General features: G+C 69.8%; 14 protein-coding genes. 4 read left to right on the top strand and 10 right to left on the bottom strand.

From position 1 onward, the window contains the following. Positions 1–182: 182 nt before the first annotated feature. On the bottom strand, positions 183–1,751 hold the full coding sequence (locus tag ACYQ2W_RS11235; RefSeq protein ID WP_459866569.1) for a DNA recombination protein RmuC: 1,569 nt from the start codon (positions 1,749–1,751) through the stop codon (positions 183–185). 114 nt (positions 1,752–1,865) lie between these two features. Between ACYQ2W_RS11235 and ACYQ2W_RS11240 the strand changes: the two genes are divergently transcribed. Both ACYQ2W_RS11240 and ACYQ2W_RS11245 read left to right on the top strand, forming a co-directional pair. Further along, a complete protein-coding gene (locus ACYQ2W_RS11240; RefSeq protein WP_459866572.1) occupies positions 1,866–2,147 on the top strand; it encodes a type II toxin-antitoxin system TacA family antitoxin in 282 nt (93 codons plus the stop codon). 2 nt (positions 2,148–2,149) lie between these two features. Further along, entirely contained in the window at positions 2,150–2,659 is a 510-nt protein-coding gene (locus tag ACYQ2W_RS11245; RefSeq protein WP_459866575.1) for a GNAT family N-acetyltransferase, read from the top strand. 178 nt (positions 2,660–2,837) lie between these two features. On the opposite strand, the gene ACYQ2W_RS11250 is transcribed toward ACYQ2W_RS11245, so the two are convergent. Together ACYQ2W_RS11250 and ACYQ2W_RS11255 are read right to left on the bottom strand one after the other, a co-directional pair. Continuing rightward, on the bottom strand, positions 2,838–3,746 hold the full coding sequence (locus tag ACYQ2W_RS11250; RefSeq protein WP_459866578.1) for an EF-hand domain-containing protein: 909 nt from the start codon (positions 3,744–3,746) through the stop codon (positions 2,838–2,840). Positions 3,747–3,922: 176 nt separating this feature from the next. After that, positions 3,923–4,495, bottom strand: coding sequence for a LemA family protein (locus tag ACYQ2W_RS11255; protein ID WP_459866581.1), 573 nt, complete (start codon positions 4,493–4,495; stop codon positions 3,923–3,925). A 102-nt stretch (positions 4,496–4,597) separates the two neighbouring features. On the opposite strand from ACYQ2W_RS11255, the gene yjgA reads away from it, so the two are divergent. Beyond that, positions 4,598–5,122 carry a ribosome biogenesis factor YjgA gene (gene yjgA / locus ACYQ2W_RS11260; RefSeq protein ID WP_459866584.1) on the top strand — a complete coding sequence of 175 codons (525 nt, stop codon included), beginning with the start codon at positions 4,598–4,600 and terminating at the stop codon, positions 5,120–5,122. 59 nt (positions 5,123–5,181) lie between these two features. Here the strand turns inward: yjgA and ACYQ2W_RS11265 are convergent, their stop codons facing one another. Next, on the bottom strand, positions 5,182–5,826 hold the full coding sequence (locus tag ACYQ2W_RS11265) for a TetR/AcrR family transcriptional regulator (protein ID WP_459866587.1): 645 nt from the start codon (positions 5,824–5,826) through the stop codon (positions 5,182–5,184). Positions 5,827–5,939: 113 nt separating this feature from the next. On the opposite strand from ACYQ2W_RS11265, the gene ACYQ2W_RS11270 reads away from it, so the two are divergent. Continuing rightward, entirely contained in the window at positions 5,940–7,532 is a 1,593-nt protein-coding gene (locus ACYQ2W_RS11270) for a phytoene desaturase family protein (RefSeq protein ID WP_459866590.1), read from the top strand. 217 nt (positions 7,533–7,749) lie between these two features. On the opposite strand, the gene ACYQ2W_RS11275 is transcribed toward ACYQ2W_RS11270, so the two are convergent. From ACYQ2W_RS11275 to ACYQ2W_RS11300, 6 genes are all read right to left on the bottom strand, one after another. Beyond that, positions 7,750–9,309: a UDP-N-acetylmuramoyl-L-alanyl-D-glutamate--2,6-diaminopimelate ligase gene (locus tag ACYQ2W_RS11275; RefSeq protein ID WP_459866593.1), complete on the bottom strand. Its 1,560-nt coding sequence runs from the start codon at positions 9,307–9,309 to the stop codon at positions 7,750–7,752. After that, positions 9,306–10,517, bottom strand: coding sequence for a homocitrate synthase (gene nifV / locus ACYQ2W_RS11280; RefSeq protein WP_459866596.1), 1,212 nt, complete (start codon positions 10,515–10,517; stop codon positions 9,306–9,308). Before nifV ends, ACYQ2W_RS11275 begins: the two co-directional genes overlap by 4 nt. 167 nt (positions 10,518–10,684) lie before the next feature. Then, positions 10,685–12,673 carry a c-type heme family protein gene (locus tag ACYQ2W_RS11285; RefSeq protein WP_459866599.1) on the bottom strand — a complete coding sequence of 663 codons (1,989 nt, stop codon included), beginning with the start codon at positions 12,671–12,673 and terminating at the stop codon, positions 10,685–10,687. 102 nt (positions 12,674–12,775) lie between these two features. After that, a complete protein-coding gene (locus ACYQ2W_RS11290) occupies positions 12,776–13,303 on the bottom strand; it encodes a hypothetical protein (protein WP_459866602.1) in 528 nt (175 codons plus the stop codon). Positions 13,304–13,307: 4 nt separating this feature from the next. Continuing rightward, on the bottom strand, positions 13,308–13,763 hold the full coding sequence (locus ACYQ2W_RS11295; RefSeq protein ID WP_459866605.1) for a hypothetical protein: 456 nt from the start codon (positions 13,761–13,763) through the stop codon (positions 13,308–13,310). Then, positions 13,760–14,043: hypothetical protein (locus ACYQ2W_RS11300; RefSeq protein ID WP_459866608.1), on the bottom strand; the 284-nt coding region annotated here is incomplete at its 5' end. The genes ACYQ2W_RS11295 and ACYQ2W_RS11300, both read right to left, overlap by 4 nt.

Here is a 14,043-nt window from a genome sequence, read left to right on the forward strand (position 1 = left end):
GGTTCGAAGTGCCGAACTTTACGCGACTTGCGGAGGTCGGCGGAACGGGCGCCATCGCGGCCTAGGGGCCGCTCCTACATCGGAGGGTGGTTGAATGGGCGAACGGATTCCCCCTTCATGCCCTTCGTTCCCCTTCGCCTTCCCTTCATGGTGAAAACATCCGTCGCCGAGCCCGGCGACGCTCACTCGTCCTCTTCGCCCCCCGCCACATCGCCATCGAACACCGCCTCGGCCACCTCGTGCTCGGCGCCGGCCTTCTCGATCAGCGCCGCGGGCAGCGACTTCTTCACCTTCACCCCCAGCTCGACGAAGCGCTCCGCCTGGCGGATCAGGTTGCCGCGCCCCTCGGTGAGCTTGTTCATCGCCGCGTCGTAGGTGCCGTTGAGGGTGTTGATCTGGTTGCCCAGCTTCTCCATGTCCTCGACGAAGCCGCGCAGCTTGTCGTAGACCGCGCCGGCGCGGTCGGCGATCCGCTTGGCGTTCTCGTTCTGCCGCTCGTAGCGCCAGATGCTCTCGATGGTGCGTACGGTGGCCAGCAGGGTGGTCGGGGTGACCACCGCGATCTTGCGCTCGAAGGCGTCGGAGAAGAGCTTCTGATCGGCCTCGAAGGCGGCCATGAAGGCCGCTTCGATGGGCATGAACATGAGCACGAAGTCGAGCGAGTGGAGACCGGGGAGCGCGCTGTAGTCCTTCTCCGAGAGCCCCTTGATGTGGTTGCGCACCGCCTCGACGTGGGCCTTCAGGGCGACCGCGCGATCGGCCTCCTCTTCGGCGGCGACCAGTTCGGTGTAGGCGAGCAGCGAGACCTTGGAGTCCACCACCAGTTGTTTGTTGTCCGGCAGGTGGATGATCACGTCGGGGTAGCGCAACCGCCCCTCCTCGTCACGGAAGCTCCCCTGCACCTCGTACTCGTGGTCCTTGCGCAGCCCCGACTCCTCCAGCACCCGCTCCAGGATCAGCTCGCCCCAGTTGCCCTGGGCCTTCTTGTCGCCCTTCAGCGCCTTGGTCAGATTGGCCGCCTCGGCGGTGATCCTGCGGTTCAGCTCGTGCAGGTTGCGCAACTGCTCGACCAGCGCGCCGCGCTCGCGGGTGTCGTTGCGGTGGATCTCCTCGACCTTGGTGCGGAACCCTTCGAGCTGCTCGCGCAGCGGGTTGAGGGTGTGGGCGAGATCGGCGTGGCTCTGCTCGGCGAACTTCTTGCCCTTCTCTTCCAGGATGCGGTTGGCCAGGTTCTCGAACTCGGCGGCCATCTTGCGCTTCGCCTCCTCCAACTGCAGGAGCCGCTCGGCGTTCTGCTTCTCCTGCTCCTCCAGCCGGGTGGTGGCGGTGGAGAGCGCCTTCTCCCGCTCGGTGAGCACCCCTTGCAGGCGGCTGCGCTCCTCATGCTGCTCGCGCAGCGCCACCTCCAGGCGGGCGATCAGGTGGTTCTTCTCCTCCACCACCTGCTCGTAGCGCGCCCGCTCCTCGCTCAGCACCGCCCCGCTCGCCCGCTGCTCGTCCAGCGCGCCGCGCAACCGATCGCGCTCGACCGTGGAGACCGCCAACTCCCGCCGCGTCCCCTCCAACCGCTCCTCGTTCAGCGCCCGCTCGGCGTCGAACCGCTCGTTCCAGAGCGCCTCGACGGCGCTCGCCTCGGCCTTCGCCCGGCTGCGCGCGATCCAATAGAGGAGCGCGCCGCCCAGCAACAGGCCGAGCAGCAGGGCGAGGGCGGGGAGCACGTTGGGGTCGATCGGGAGGTTCAGAGACTCCATGCGGGGTCCTTGGGGCTTCGTGACGGAAAAAAGCTCATTGTACCGGAGGGGAACGTCTCATCCGTTGTCACGACATTGTCCGGATGCTAGGCTCCATTGCAAGGAGGCCGCACCATGACCACACCCACAGCCGAAGCCAAGACCGAGCGCATCGACATCCGCACGACCCGAGGCGTGAAGGAGATCCTGCAACGGGCGGCGGCGGCATCGCACAAGAACGTGAGCGAGTTCCTCCTCGACGCGGCGCTCTCCGCGGCCGACGATGCGCTCGCCGATCGCCGCCTCTTCCAGTTGGATGACGAACGCTGGCACGCCTTTCAGCGGGCCCTTGAACGCCCAGTCCAGGTCAAACCCCACCTTGCCAGACTGCTCGACGAGCCCAGCGTCCTGGAGTAGACGTGTCCTCTCTCTCCCTCGGTCCGGTGGTCAAACTCGCCCCGAACCACGACACCGGCCGCTTCGACTGCGGCTCCCCGCCCCTCGACCGCTTCCTCCACCGCTTCGCCCTGGCCAACCAGCGCGCCGACGGCGCCCAGACCTTCGTCGTCTGCCGGGGCGACCAGCAAGTGGTCGGCTACTACAGCCTCGCTGTGGGATCCGTCGAACACGCCACCGCGCCGTCGCGCCTCACCAAGGGGCTGGCCCGTCACCCGGTGCCGGTAATGCTGCTGGCCCGACTGGCGGTCGATCGTCAAGAACAGGGAAGGGGGCTAGGCCGGGCGCTGCTCAAGGACGCCCTGCTGCGCATCCTCCAGGCGGCGGAGATCGCCGGCATCCGCGCCATCATCACCCACGCCAAGGATGAGCGCGCCCACCGCTGGTACGAGCAGTTCGATTTCGAACCGAGTCCCACCGATCCGCTGCACCTGTTCCTGTTGCTGAAGGACCTGCGAGGGAATCGACACTAGCAGCCTGTCGGGATTGGTAGTCCAACAGGCTACTAGAGGAACCCGTAGGTTGGGTTGAGCGGTAGCGAAGCCCAACACGCCGCCGCCGATTCACTGCGCCGCAGTCCTCGTGCACGCCTGTTGGGCTTCTCTCTACGCTCAACCCAACGAGCCTCGCCCCCCATCGCCCGACAGACTGCTAGCCCGCCAGCAGGAGCCTACCGGTGAGCACCGGCGCGGCGACGGCGGAGACCAGGAACAGGGCGAGGTGGAACCAGGACCAGTAGAGGAAACGTTGTGCGAGGTGGTCGGGGTCGATGTTGGAGAGCAGGAAGAGACGGCCGTGGGTGGGGACGCGGAGCATGTGGACGCCGGGGGCGAGGCGGTGCGTCATGTGCTGCTTGGCCACCTCGGCGCGGGCTTGGTGGCGGGCCGCCGCCCACTCCGCCTCGTCGATCTTCCCATCGCCGTTGGTATCGAAGCGCTTCATGGTCTCCGACTGCCCCTTCCACTCACGCAGCAGCGCGGCGGTGTCGGCGTTGGGGTCCAGCGGGGTGTCGCCTGCGCGGACGGTGACGAACTCGCCCAGCGCGTAGAGGGTGTCGCCGGGACGCAGGTACTCGATCTCGTAGACGCAATCCCCCTCGCGCCGGGTGCGCTTGTGGGTGGTGACCACCTCGGCGTGGTCGGGGTCGATGACGCAGACGCCGCTGTCGTCGCGCAGCAGGAAGGTGTCGTCGCTGGTGCGGCTGGAGCGGCCGCGGGAGCGGCCGTTGGAGTCCTCGCAGCGGACGTGGTAGCGGTACCAGAGCGAAGGGGGGATCCACATCGGCCCGGCGGCCAGATCACCCCCGGGGTGGGCCTCGCCCATCCCCACCAGCTCGGTGAACCCCTGGCCGGCGGAGGCGATGCGCGCGGTGGGGGTGTCGCGGATCAGGCGGGCGCGGCGGTAGGTGGCGATCCACGAGACGATGGAGATGAGCGCCATCGCCCACAGCACCGCGGCCCACACCCGCAGGTCGTGGGAGACCCAGGCGAACAGCAACAACACCAGATGGCCGGCCCCGGCGAAGCTGTTGAAGATCACCGATAGCCGGGTAAACGTCACCGTCCAATACCCCGTGCCACCCCCGCTGCGGGTCCGCCCCGACCCACGACCTCACCGCAGTCGCGCAGGGCGTGCCGACGCCCAAAGGGGCACCGGCGAGGGAGCGGTGCGCCTCGCCCCCGGGCATACCCCGCGCCAATCCACAAAAACATGATGAAATTTTTCACCGAAAAATTTCATTGAAAGAGGGATTTCAGGTCGACGTCGGCCTTCTCCGCCTCACTGAACTCCAACAGCTCGCGGGACCCGAAACGGAACCAGTTGGCGACGAACAGATCGGGGAAGACCTCGATGGCGACGTTGTTGATGTTGACCGTCTCGTTGTAGTACTCGCGGCGGTCGGCGATCTGGTTCTCCAGGCCGGTGATCCGCCCCTGCAGGTGGCCGAAGCTCTGGTCGGCCTTCAGCTCCGGATAGTTCTCGACCACCGCGAAGAGCTGGCCGAGCCCCATCCGCAGCATCCCCTCGGCGGCGCCCAGGGCGGCCACGTCCCCCGCCGCCCGCGCCTCGGCCACCCGGCCGCGCGCCTCGGTGACCCGTTGCAGGGTCTCGCGCTCGTGTTTCATGTACTGCCTGCACGCCTCCACCAGCTTGGGCAGCTCGTCGTGGCGTTGTTTCAGCAGCACGTCGATGTTGGCCCACGCCTTGTCGACGTTGTGTTTGATGGAGACCAGGCGGTTGTAGGTTAGGATCACGTAGAGCACCGCGACCAGGAGCACGGCGAGCAGCGTGTAGCCGAAGATTTCCATAGGATTCTCCGTGGTTTTATCGTTTCTCCCGAGTATAGGGGAGGTGCATGGGATAAATCACGGCGCTTGCCGGAAAGCGGCCGCGGCGGTAGGGTTTCGCCGATGAACGATCCACTCGATTTCGACCATGAAGAGGAGCCCCTCGGCCCGAGCCGCAGCCAGCTCAAGCGGGAGGCGGAGGCGTTGCAGGACCTGGGCGCGGAGCTGGTGCAGCTGAAGGCCGCCCAGCTCGACGCCATCCCGCTGCCCGAACGGCTGCGCGAAGCGGTGCTGGAGGCGCGCCGGATCAAGAGCCACGGCGCGCTGCGCCGCCAGATGCAGTTCGTCGGCAAGGTGATGCGCGGGGTGGAGGCCGAGCCGATCCGCGAGGCCCTCGACCGCCTGCTCAACCGCGACCGCGCCGCCGCCGCCCGCTTCCATCAACTGGAACGGTGGCGCGACCGCCTGATCGAGGAGGGGGACGGGGCGCTGGCGGAGTGGTTCGACGCCTACCCGGGGAGCGACCGCCAACACCTGCGCCAATTGGTGCGCAACGCGGTGAAGGAGCGCGCCGGCGGCAAGCCGGCGGGTGCCGGGCGGGCGCTGTTCCGCCACCTGCGCGAGGTGGCCGAGGGCGACGACGGCTGATCCACGACGGCTTGCCGATCCGCGCCGCCGCCCGATAGGGCGGGCCGCGCCCGCTGCGTTCAACGGTCCCGCAGCCGCTGCCAGAGGGTGTCGAGGGAGTGGCGGCCGACCCCATCGAACAACCCGCGCTCGACGAAGCCACCCAGCGCCTCCACGTCCACCTCCGGCGGCAGGCGCCGGTCGATCAGCAGGCTGGCCATGCCGTGGCTGATCGACCAGATGTAGGTGGCGGTCAGCTCCGGATCACCCGCCTTCAGCACCCCCGCCCCCTGACACTCCAGCACCAGTTCCCGCAACTCATCGAAGGCGGCGTTCATCGCCTCCTTCAACGCCGGATCGGGATCGTCCAGCAGTTGCTGCTCCTGGAACATCAGGCGGTAACCGCTAGGGTCCTGACGGGCGAAGCCGAGATAGGCCCGGCCCATCACGCGCAACCGCGCCAGGGCGTTGCCCTCCCCCTCGCGCGCCTCCCGCAGCGTCGCGCCGAAGACCCGCGCGCGCTCCTCCGCCACCGCCGAGAGCAGTGCCTTGCGGTCCTTGAAGTGGCGGTAGGGGGCGGTTCGCGACACCCCCAGGCGCTGGCCCAGATCGCGCAGCGTGAGGGCCCCCGCCCCCTCCTCACGAATCAGTTTCCGCGCCTCGTCGAGCAGCGCCTGACGCAGGTTGCCGTGGTGATAGCCCGATTTCGAATCACGCTCGCCCATGGAATGTTGACACTCGTTACATTGTACCCTAGCCTTATGTTGACGACGTTAACATAAGGCCTCGACCTCGCCGAGATTAGTCCCGTGAGAAGCCCTCTTCAAGGAGTATTCCGATGTCCGCGGAAGCGCGCTACGACACCATCGTCATCGGTTCCGGCATCGGTGGGCTGACCGCCGCCGCCCTGCTCGCCCGCGGCGAGGGCCAACGGGTGCTGGTGCTGGAGCGGCACTGGCTGGCCGGCGGACAGACCCACGTCTTCAGGCGCCGCGGCGGCTACCGCTGGGACGTGGGGCTGCACTACGTGGGCGACCTGGCGCCCGGCAGCGAGCTGCGCGCGGTGATGGACTACGTCACCGACGGTCAGGTCCGGTGGCAACGCCAGCCCGGCGGCGTCGACCGCTTCCACTACCCGGGGCGGACCCTGCGCACCGGCGAGGGCGCCGACCACTACCGGGCGGAACTGGAGGCGGCCTTCCCCGGCGAGCGGGCGGGGATCGCCCGCTATTTCGCCGATCTGGAGCGCGCCGGCCGGGCGGCCCGCCTGCACTGGGCCGCGGCGCTGATGCCGCGACCGCTGGCCATCGCCATGGCCGGATGGAAACGGTGCCGTTACGGCGATCTGCTGGGCACCACCGGGGCGTGGCTGGAGCGCCACATCGACGACCCCGCGCTGCGCGCCCTGCTGGTCTCCCAGTGGGGCGACTACGGCCTGCCGCCGGCGCGCAGCGCCTTTCTCACCCATGCGCAGATCGCCAGCCACTTCCTCCACGGCGCCTGGTACCCGGTGGGCGGCGCCGGTCGGCTGGCGCAGGCGATCGTCCCGCTGATCGAGGCCGCCGGCGGTCGGCTGCAGACCCACACTGCGGTGGAGCGGATCGTGGTCGAGGGGGGCACGGTGCGCGGGGTCGAGGCATGGCGCTTCCGCCGCAGTGGCGCGCTGGAAGAGCGGTGGCAGGCGCCGCGGGTGATCAGCGCGGCGGGCGCCCACGCCACCTATCACCGGCTGCTCGCCGACCAGCCCCTGGAACGGGAGCGGCGCGAGGCGGAGGCGCTGGCCGCCGATGCCGGCAGCGCCGTCACCCTCTATCTCGGTCTCAACGATGACCCCGCCCGCCACGGCTTCAGCGGCGAGAACCACTGGCTCTACTCCGGCCTCGACCACGACCGCGCCTTCGCCGACGGCGACGCCCTGCTGCGCGGCGAGGCCGCCTACGGCTTCCTCTCCTTCCCCTCCGTGAAGGACCCGGAGGCCGGCGCACCCACCGCCGAGGTGGTGGCGATCTGCCCGTGGCAGCCCTTCGCCCGCTGGGCCGAGCACCCGTGGCGCCACCGCGGCGAGGCGTACCAGGCGCTCAAGGAGCGCATCGCCGAGGGGCTGCTCGACCTGGTGGAGCGCCACTTCCCGGGCTTCCGCCGGCTGGTGGCCTATCGTGAACTCTCCACCCCGCTCACCCTCGCCGACTTCACCGGCCACCACCATGGCGGCTTCTACGGCCTGCCGGGAACGCCGGCCCGCTACCGCTCACCGATCATCGGCCCCCACACCCCGGTGCGCGGCTGCTACCTCGCCGGTACCGACGCCGCCGCCCACGGCATCGCCGGGGCGATGATGGGCGGGGTGATGGCGGTGGCCGCCGGCCAGGGGATGACCGGTTTTCCGCGGTTGATGGAGCGGATGATGCGGGAGTCACCCCGCTCGGCTTGAGGGGCGGCGGCACGGAAAATCGACGTACCATGGCGAACGGCGACGCTCCCGCTGCGGGCACCCGCTCCCCCCGTAGGTCGGCGCTACCGCGCCGACGCGAACGGAAGCAGCGGACGCTCGGCGACGAAGACCTTCCCGAACGGAAGGCCCCATTCGGCAAGCGCAGAGGATATCCAACGCACATTGCCCCCGTTCACGTCGGCGCAGTAGCGCCGACCTACGCCGCGCCGCGGCCGTCGTCCACGCCCCACCGCGCCAGCGCCCCGCGCGCCTCCTCGGTGTCGTTGAAGTAGCGCCGCTCATCGCCGATCTGCTGGTACTCCTCGTGTCCCTTGCCGGCCACCAGCACCACGTCGCCGGGACCCGCCTCGGCCACCGCGGCAGCGATCGCCGCGGCGCGGTCGCGTTCCACCTGCGGTTCGAAGCCCGCCGGCATGCCGTCACGAATGGCGGCGACGATCGCCGCCCCATCCTCGTGGCGCGGGTTGTCGTCGGTGAGCCACACCTGGTCGGCCAGACCGGCGGCGACCGCCCCCATCTGCGGTCGCTTGCCGGCGTCGCGCCCGCCGCCGCAACCGAAGACGCAGATCAGCCGGCCTTCGCAGTGGGGGCGCAGGGCGGCCAGCGCCTTCTCCAACGCATCGGGGGTGTGGGCGTAGTCCACCACCACCGTCGGCCGCCCCCCGGCACCGCCCGCCACCTCGATCCGCCCCATCCTTCCCGGCACCGGCGGCACCTCGCCGAGACGGCGGCACGCCTCTTCCGTGGACAGCCCGGCCAGCTCCAGCACCGCCAGCGCGGCGAGCAGATTGGCGGCGTTGAAGCGCCCGAGCATGGGGCTGTCGATCCGTCCCTCGCCGTGAGGGGTCGCCACCTCCACGGTGAGCCCACCGGCGGTGGCCGCCACCCGCCGCGCCCGCACCCAGTGGAGCGCACCGCCGGGGCGCTCCACGGCGACTTCCGGATCGAGGGCGTAGGCCCAGGCGAGGGTCCCGGCGGGCAGAGTGGCGAGGATCTCCCGGCCCTCCGGGTCGTCGGCGTTGACCACCGCCGCGCGCAACTCCGGGTGGCGAAACAGGCGACGCTTGGTCTCGCCGTAGTGCTCCATGCTGCCGTGGTAGTCGAGGTGGTCGCGGGTCAGGTTGGTGAACACCGCCACGTCGAGATCGAGGTGGTTGAGCCGCCCCTGGTGGATGCCGTGGGAGGAGGCCTCCATCACCATCGCCCGCGCCCCCTGGTCACGGAACCGGGCCATCAGGCGGTGGATCTCGCACGAGTGCGGCGTGGTGTGGTCGCCCTGCACCACCGCGTCGGCCAGGCCGTTGCCGAGGGTACCGATCAGCCCGCAGCGGCGGCCGCCGGCGTGCAGGGCGTGGGCAGTCAACCAACTGGTGGTGGTCTTGCCGTTGGTGCCGGTGATGGCGACGGTGAACAGCGCGCGGGAGAGCTGCCCATGGAAACGATCGGCCACCCGGCCCATCTGGCGGGCCAGCCCCGGCACCGCCAGCAGCGGCGCCCCGCCGGCCTCCACCGTCGGCAGCGGCAGTGCCCCCTCCGGCTCATACAGCACCGCCGCGGCACCGCGGGCCAGGGCATCGCCGATGAAGCGGCTGCCGTGGTGGTGGCGGCCTCCACGGGCGATGAAGAGGTCGCCGGGCGCCACCTGGCGGCTGTCGCAGGCGAGTCCGCCGACGGTGACCGCAGCGATCCCCGGATCGGCCAGCCGCTCCGCCTCCACCACCCCTTCCAAAAGCCCGTCGAGGCGCCAGCCGCTCATGCCGCACCTCCTTCGAGCAGCACCTCGTCGGCAACCGCCGCGGCCACGGCCGCCGCGGCCGCCGGTGTCGGTTCGATCTCCGCCAGGAAGGCGAGCAGCTCATCGGCCTGCGGCGGGCGCTTGGCAACGGTGACGAAACGCCGCACCCGCCCGAGCAGCAGCAGCGCCCGCTCCCGGTCGAGGGTGATCCCCAGCTCGGCGTAGGCCTGGATCACCCCGCGGCCGCCGGAGTGCTTGCCGAGCACCAGGCGGTGGACGCGCCCCACCTCGCCGGGGTCCACCCCCTGGTAGTTGCGCGGGTCCTTGAGCAGGCCGTCGACGTGGATCCCCGCCTCATGGGTGAACACCCCCTCGCCCACCAGGCTCTTGTGCCACCCCACCGGCCGGCCGGCGGCGGCGGCCACCTCGTCGGAGAGCTGCGGGAAGTCGCGCAGCTCCACCCCGGTCTCGATGCCGTGGAGGCGCCTCAGCCCCAGCACCACCTCCTCCAGGGCGGCGTTGCCGGCGCGCTCGCCGAGGCCGTTGACGGTGGTGTTGACGTGGCTCGCCCCGCCCAGCACCGCCGCCAGGGTGTTGGCGGTGGCCAGCCCGAAGTCGTCGTGGGCGTGCATCTCGATCTCCAGGTCGATCGCCGCGCGCAGCCGGGCGATCCGCTCGCGCAGCGCGAACGGCTCCATGATCCCCACGGTGTCGGCGAAGCGGATGCGCCGCGCCCCGGCGCGCTGGGCGCATTCGGCCACCCGGAGCAGGAAGTCGGGATCGGCGCGGGAGGCGTCCTCGCCGCCGACGCCCACCTCCAGCCCGTGATCGCGGGCCGCCGCCACGTGCCGCGCCACCGCTGCCAGCACCCACGCCCGATCCTTGCCCAGCTTGTGGTGGATCTGCTGGTCGGAGACCGCAATGGAGAGGTCCACCATCCCCACCCCGAGCCCACGGCAGCAGGCCAGATCGTCGTCGCGCATGCGACTCCACACCAACAGCCGGGCATTCAGGCCGAGATCGGCGATGGCCGCGATGTCGGTCCGCTCCTCGTCGCCCATGGCGGGAATCCCCACCTCCAGCTCGGGGACCCCCAGGCGGTCGAGACCGCGGGCGATGGAGAGCTTCTCCTCCAGGCTGAAGGCGACGCCGGCGGACTGTTCGCCGTCGCGCAGGGTGGTGTCGTCGACGACCACGAAAGGGGGGGCGGGGGGATTGGTGGCAGACATGGGGCGGTCCCTGTTCATGATCGTTGCGTTGTTCCCTCGGGCCCGGCACCCCACCTCGAAGCGCCCGCCCCCCCGATGGATGCCCGCGGCGAGACACCGCAAACCATGCAAAAAGGTCAGGAAATCCAATCGGTTGCGCGGGAGTATTCCAGCCCCTCCGGGCCCCGTCAAGCGGATGTTTCCGGGGCCTCCGGAAGACGCACGGTGAAGGCGACGCGGGTCCCCTCGCCGGGGGTGCTCTCCAGATCGATTTCACCGCCCATGCGGCTTACCAAACGGTCGACCAGCGCCAGACCCAACCCACAACCACCGTGCCGGCGGGTAACGTAGCCGTCCGCCTGGGTGAACGGCTGAAAGACCAGCACCCGTTGCTCCGCGGCGATGCCGATACCGGTGTCACCGACGGCGAAGCGCAGCGCCCCCTCGCCCCCCGACTTCGGCCGCTCCACGTTCAACCATACCGCGCCCCGTTCGGTGAACTTGACCGCGTTGTCGAGCAGGTTGACCAGGATCTGGCGCAGCCGCCGCGCGTCTCCCACCACCCGCCGCGGCAACCCGGGGGCGATCTCCAGCGTCATCAGAAGCCCCTTCTCCCGCCCCTGCGGAGAGACCACCGCGAGGGCCCCCTCGACCAGCGCGGCCAACTCCAGCGGCGCCAGCTCCAGCGCCTGCTCCCCGGACTCCACCCGGGAGAAGTCGAGGATCTCGTCGATCAGGACCAGCAGCACCTCGCCGGCGCGCTGGGAGAGCTCCACGTAGCGCCGCTGTTCGGCGTCGAGCGGGCTCTCCACCAGCAGATCGGCCATGCCGATGACGGCGTTCAGCGGGGTGCGGATCTCGTGGCTGACCATGTTCAGGAACTCGCCCTTGGCCCGGTTGCCCGCCTCCGCCGCCTCCTTCGCCTCGCGCAGCCGCTGCTCGACACGCAGGCGTTCGGTGGTGTCATGAAAACTGACCACCGCACCGACGATCTCCCCCTCCTCCACGATCGGCCGGATCAGGTACTCCACCGGCAGCGGGGTGCCGTCGGCACGCCAGAACACCTCGTCGTCCACGCGCAACGGCCGGCCGTCGCGGATCACCTCGGCGGTGGGGCAGTCATCCGGTGAAAACTCGGTGCCGTCGGCATGGTGATGATGAAACAGCGTGTGGGAGGGGCGACCGAGCAGGAGCGCGGGATCGGAGTAGCCAAGCAGCTCGGCCGCCCGCGGATTGCAGCGCACGCAAACCCCATCGCGGTCCACCGCGTAGATCCCCTCGCCGGAGCAGTCGAGGAGCAGCCGCACCTCCGCCTCACGGCGGGCGAGCGCCCGCTGCTGCTCGCGGATCGAACGGGCCATCCCCTCGAAAGCCGCGCCGACCGCCTGGAACTCCGCCCCCGGCAGTCGCCCCGGCAGGCGCACCTCGCCGCGCTCGCCGAAGGTGCTCAACGCCGCGGCGAGACGGCTCAGAGGCTCGTGGACAGTATGGCGCAGCAGCAACAGCAGCACGGCCAGGGTGGCCCCGAGGGCCGTCAGGTGGAACGCGAAGCGCTGCCAATAGCGGGCACCGACCCGCTCTGCCAGATGGGCGGCGGGAAGCTTGATGCTGAGAATTCCCCGCAGCTCCCCCACCCCGTAGCCGTAACCGGCGTCGTAGCGCTCACGGATGGAGGGCGGGGCCGACGCCTTCTCGCCGTGACAACGCAGACAGTAGGGCTCGACACGGATGGGGCGGGCGTAGAGGAAGTACTCCGCGCCCTGCGGGCTGCGAAAGGGGGTGAAGCGGACGGTCTCCTCCGGATGTTCGCGGAACCAGTCGATCGCCTTCATTTCGACGGCATCGGCCCGCAACAGCAGGTTGCGCGGACGGTCGGAGACGTTGGAGAAGCGCACCCCGGAGCGCTCCTTCTCGCGGAACACCTCGGAGATCCGCGCCATGGCATGGGCGGGGAGCAGGCCGAGGGTCTTGTCGTTGACCGGCAGCCCGCTGTCGATGAAGCTGTGCTGGTAGACCTGCCGGGTGGCCATCAGCAGGTGGTAGAGGTGGTCGCCGACGTGGAGCAGCTCGGTACGCGCCTCCGCCTCGGCATCCCGGTAGGCCGCCCGCTCCATCACCCCGAAGGCAACGGTGAAAAGCAGGGTGACGGCCCCGACCAGCCATGTGTTCAACTTCACCGCGACGAGCCCCTGTGGAACGTCCCTGTGCGGCTCGGGAAGGCCCCTGCGCACCACGTGCACAAAGTGTGGTAGAGCCCGCCTGGGTCGCCATCCGTAGTTTCACCCATCACCCCGTCCGGCCAACAAGCTGCGGACGGAATCACCATTCGAATCAACAAGATACCGGGAAGTTGGGACAACCCGTAACGAGGGAGAGTTCAACAGGAACCGACGAGGGCCCCCCTCCCCCCTCAGCTCGATTTCGAAGTGGTAGCGATGGATGCCCGGTGGCGCCTCGGGCAGGACCAGACCGGCCCAGTAGTCGTAGCTGGGGGTGCGTTCGGGATAGGGACCGAAGGGGGCGATCGCCTCACCGTAGGCCTTCAGCTTGCCGCACACCGCACGCTCGGCGAAGGCGATGCGCGTCACCCGAACGGAGTCCAACGGGGCCTCCAACGGGTAGATCACCCAGTTGACCACCTGCCCGCCGAGGCAGGCGGTACTCAAGCGGTCGGTGCCCTTGTGGGCGCTGCCGACGCTGTTGTCCGTCATGTAGATGGCACCCTGCAGGGTGCCCCGATCGAGGGCCTTCCTCACGTCGACCACGGAGACGATGTTCACCTGGGGGGCGTTGGGCCGGGTGGGCATGGCGCTACACCGGCGAGTAGTCCGCGCCGACCAGCGCGGGGCGGTCGCGGGGATTGGTTCCCGAGGCCATCGAGAACGGTGCCGATTGTCCCGCCACGCGGTAGCTCAGGCGATAGGGCACCGGCTCCGGTCCGGTGATATCCCGCTTCACCACCCCTACCCAGTAGGCAACGTCGCCATCGGGGGAGCGGTGGGGCTGCGGCTCGCAGATCGCCGGGTCGATCTCGATGGCCGGGTCGATCTCGATCGCCGAGATGGCGGCGTAGGCCTCGCACTCCAGCAACTGGACCACCCAGACCAGGCGATCGCCCCGCTCCACCCTGGTCTTGAGGATCTCGCTGCCCTGGTCCAGCGAGCCGTGCAGCCGATTGTCGTCCATCAGGTAGAGGTTGCCCGCCAACCGGCCGTTACTCAGCACGCCGACCACGTCGAGGAGGGAGACGATGGCGATGGTCTTCATGGCGACTGCCGGCGGAGCGCGGCGAAACCGTCGCGGATCCGCTCCTCGACAAGGTCGATGCGCGCATCATGGGTGAGGACCACCGACTCACCCGCCGGGTCGTCGCCAGTGACCGGCGGGAAGAGGGTGAAGTGCATGGTATAGCGGAACTCGCCGCGCATCGCCGGATTCACCGTGGCGCTCCAGTAGAGGCCGTCGTCGAGCGGGTTGGGCGAGCCGTAGCGGGCGGGGTAGATGACGCCCTGCTCCACCGCCTCGCCGCTAATGAGGGTGAGCTCCA

Source organism: Endothiovibrio diazotrophicus (assembly GCF_054657215.1).

Excerpts from the sequence above, each read along its gene's own strand:
- ACYQ2W_RS11265 (WP_459866587.1), bottom strand. The coding sequence starts at position 5,826 with ATGGGCGAGCGTGATTCGAAATCGGGCTATCACCACGGCAACCTGCGT.
- ACYQ2W_RS11240 (WP_459866572.1), top strand. The coding sequence starts at position 1,866 with ATGACCACACCCACAGCCGAAGCCAAGACCGAGCGCATCGACATCCGC.
- ACYQ2W_RS11275 (WP_459866593.1), bottom strand. The coding sequence starts at position 9,309 with ATGAGCGGCTGGCGCCTCGACGGGCTTTTGGAAGGGGTGGTGGAGGCG.
- ACYQ2W_RS11270 (WP_459866590.1), top strand. The coding sequence starts at position 5,940 with ATGTCCGCGGAAGCGCGCTACGACACCATCGTCATCGGTTCCGGCATC.
- yjgA (WP_459866584.1), top strand. The coding sequence starts at position 4,598 with ATGAACGATCCACTCGATTTCGACCATGAAGAGGAGCCCCTCGGCCCG.
- ACYQ2W_RS11235 (WP_459866569.1), bottom strand. The coding sequence starts at position 1,751 with ATGGAGTCTCTGAACCTCCCGATCGACCCCAACGTGCTCCCCGCCCTC.
- ACYQ2W_RS11295 (WP_459866605.1), bottom strand. The coding sequence starts at position 13,763 with ATGAAGACCATCGCCATCGTCTCCCTCCTCGACGTGGTCGGCGTGCTG.
- ACYQ2W_RS11255 (WP_459866581.1), bottom strand. The coding sequence starts at position 4,495 with ATGGAAATCTTCGGCTACACGCTGCTCGCCGTGCTCCTGGTCGCGGTG.
- ACYQ2W_RS11290 (WP_459866602.1), bottom strand. The coding sequence starts at position 13,303 with ATGCCCACCCGGCCCAACGCCCCCCAGGTGAACATCGTCTCCGTGGTC.
- nifV (WP_459866596.1), bottom strand. The coding sequence starts at position 10,517 with ATGTCTGCCACCAATCCCCCCGCCCCCCCTTTCGTGGTCGTCGACGAC.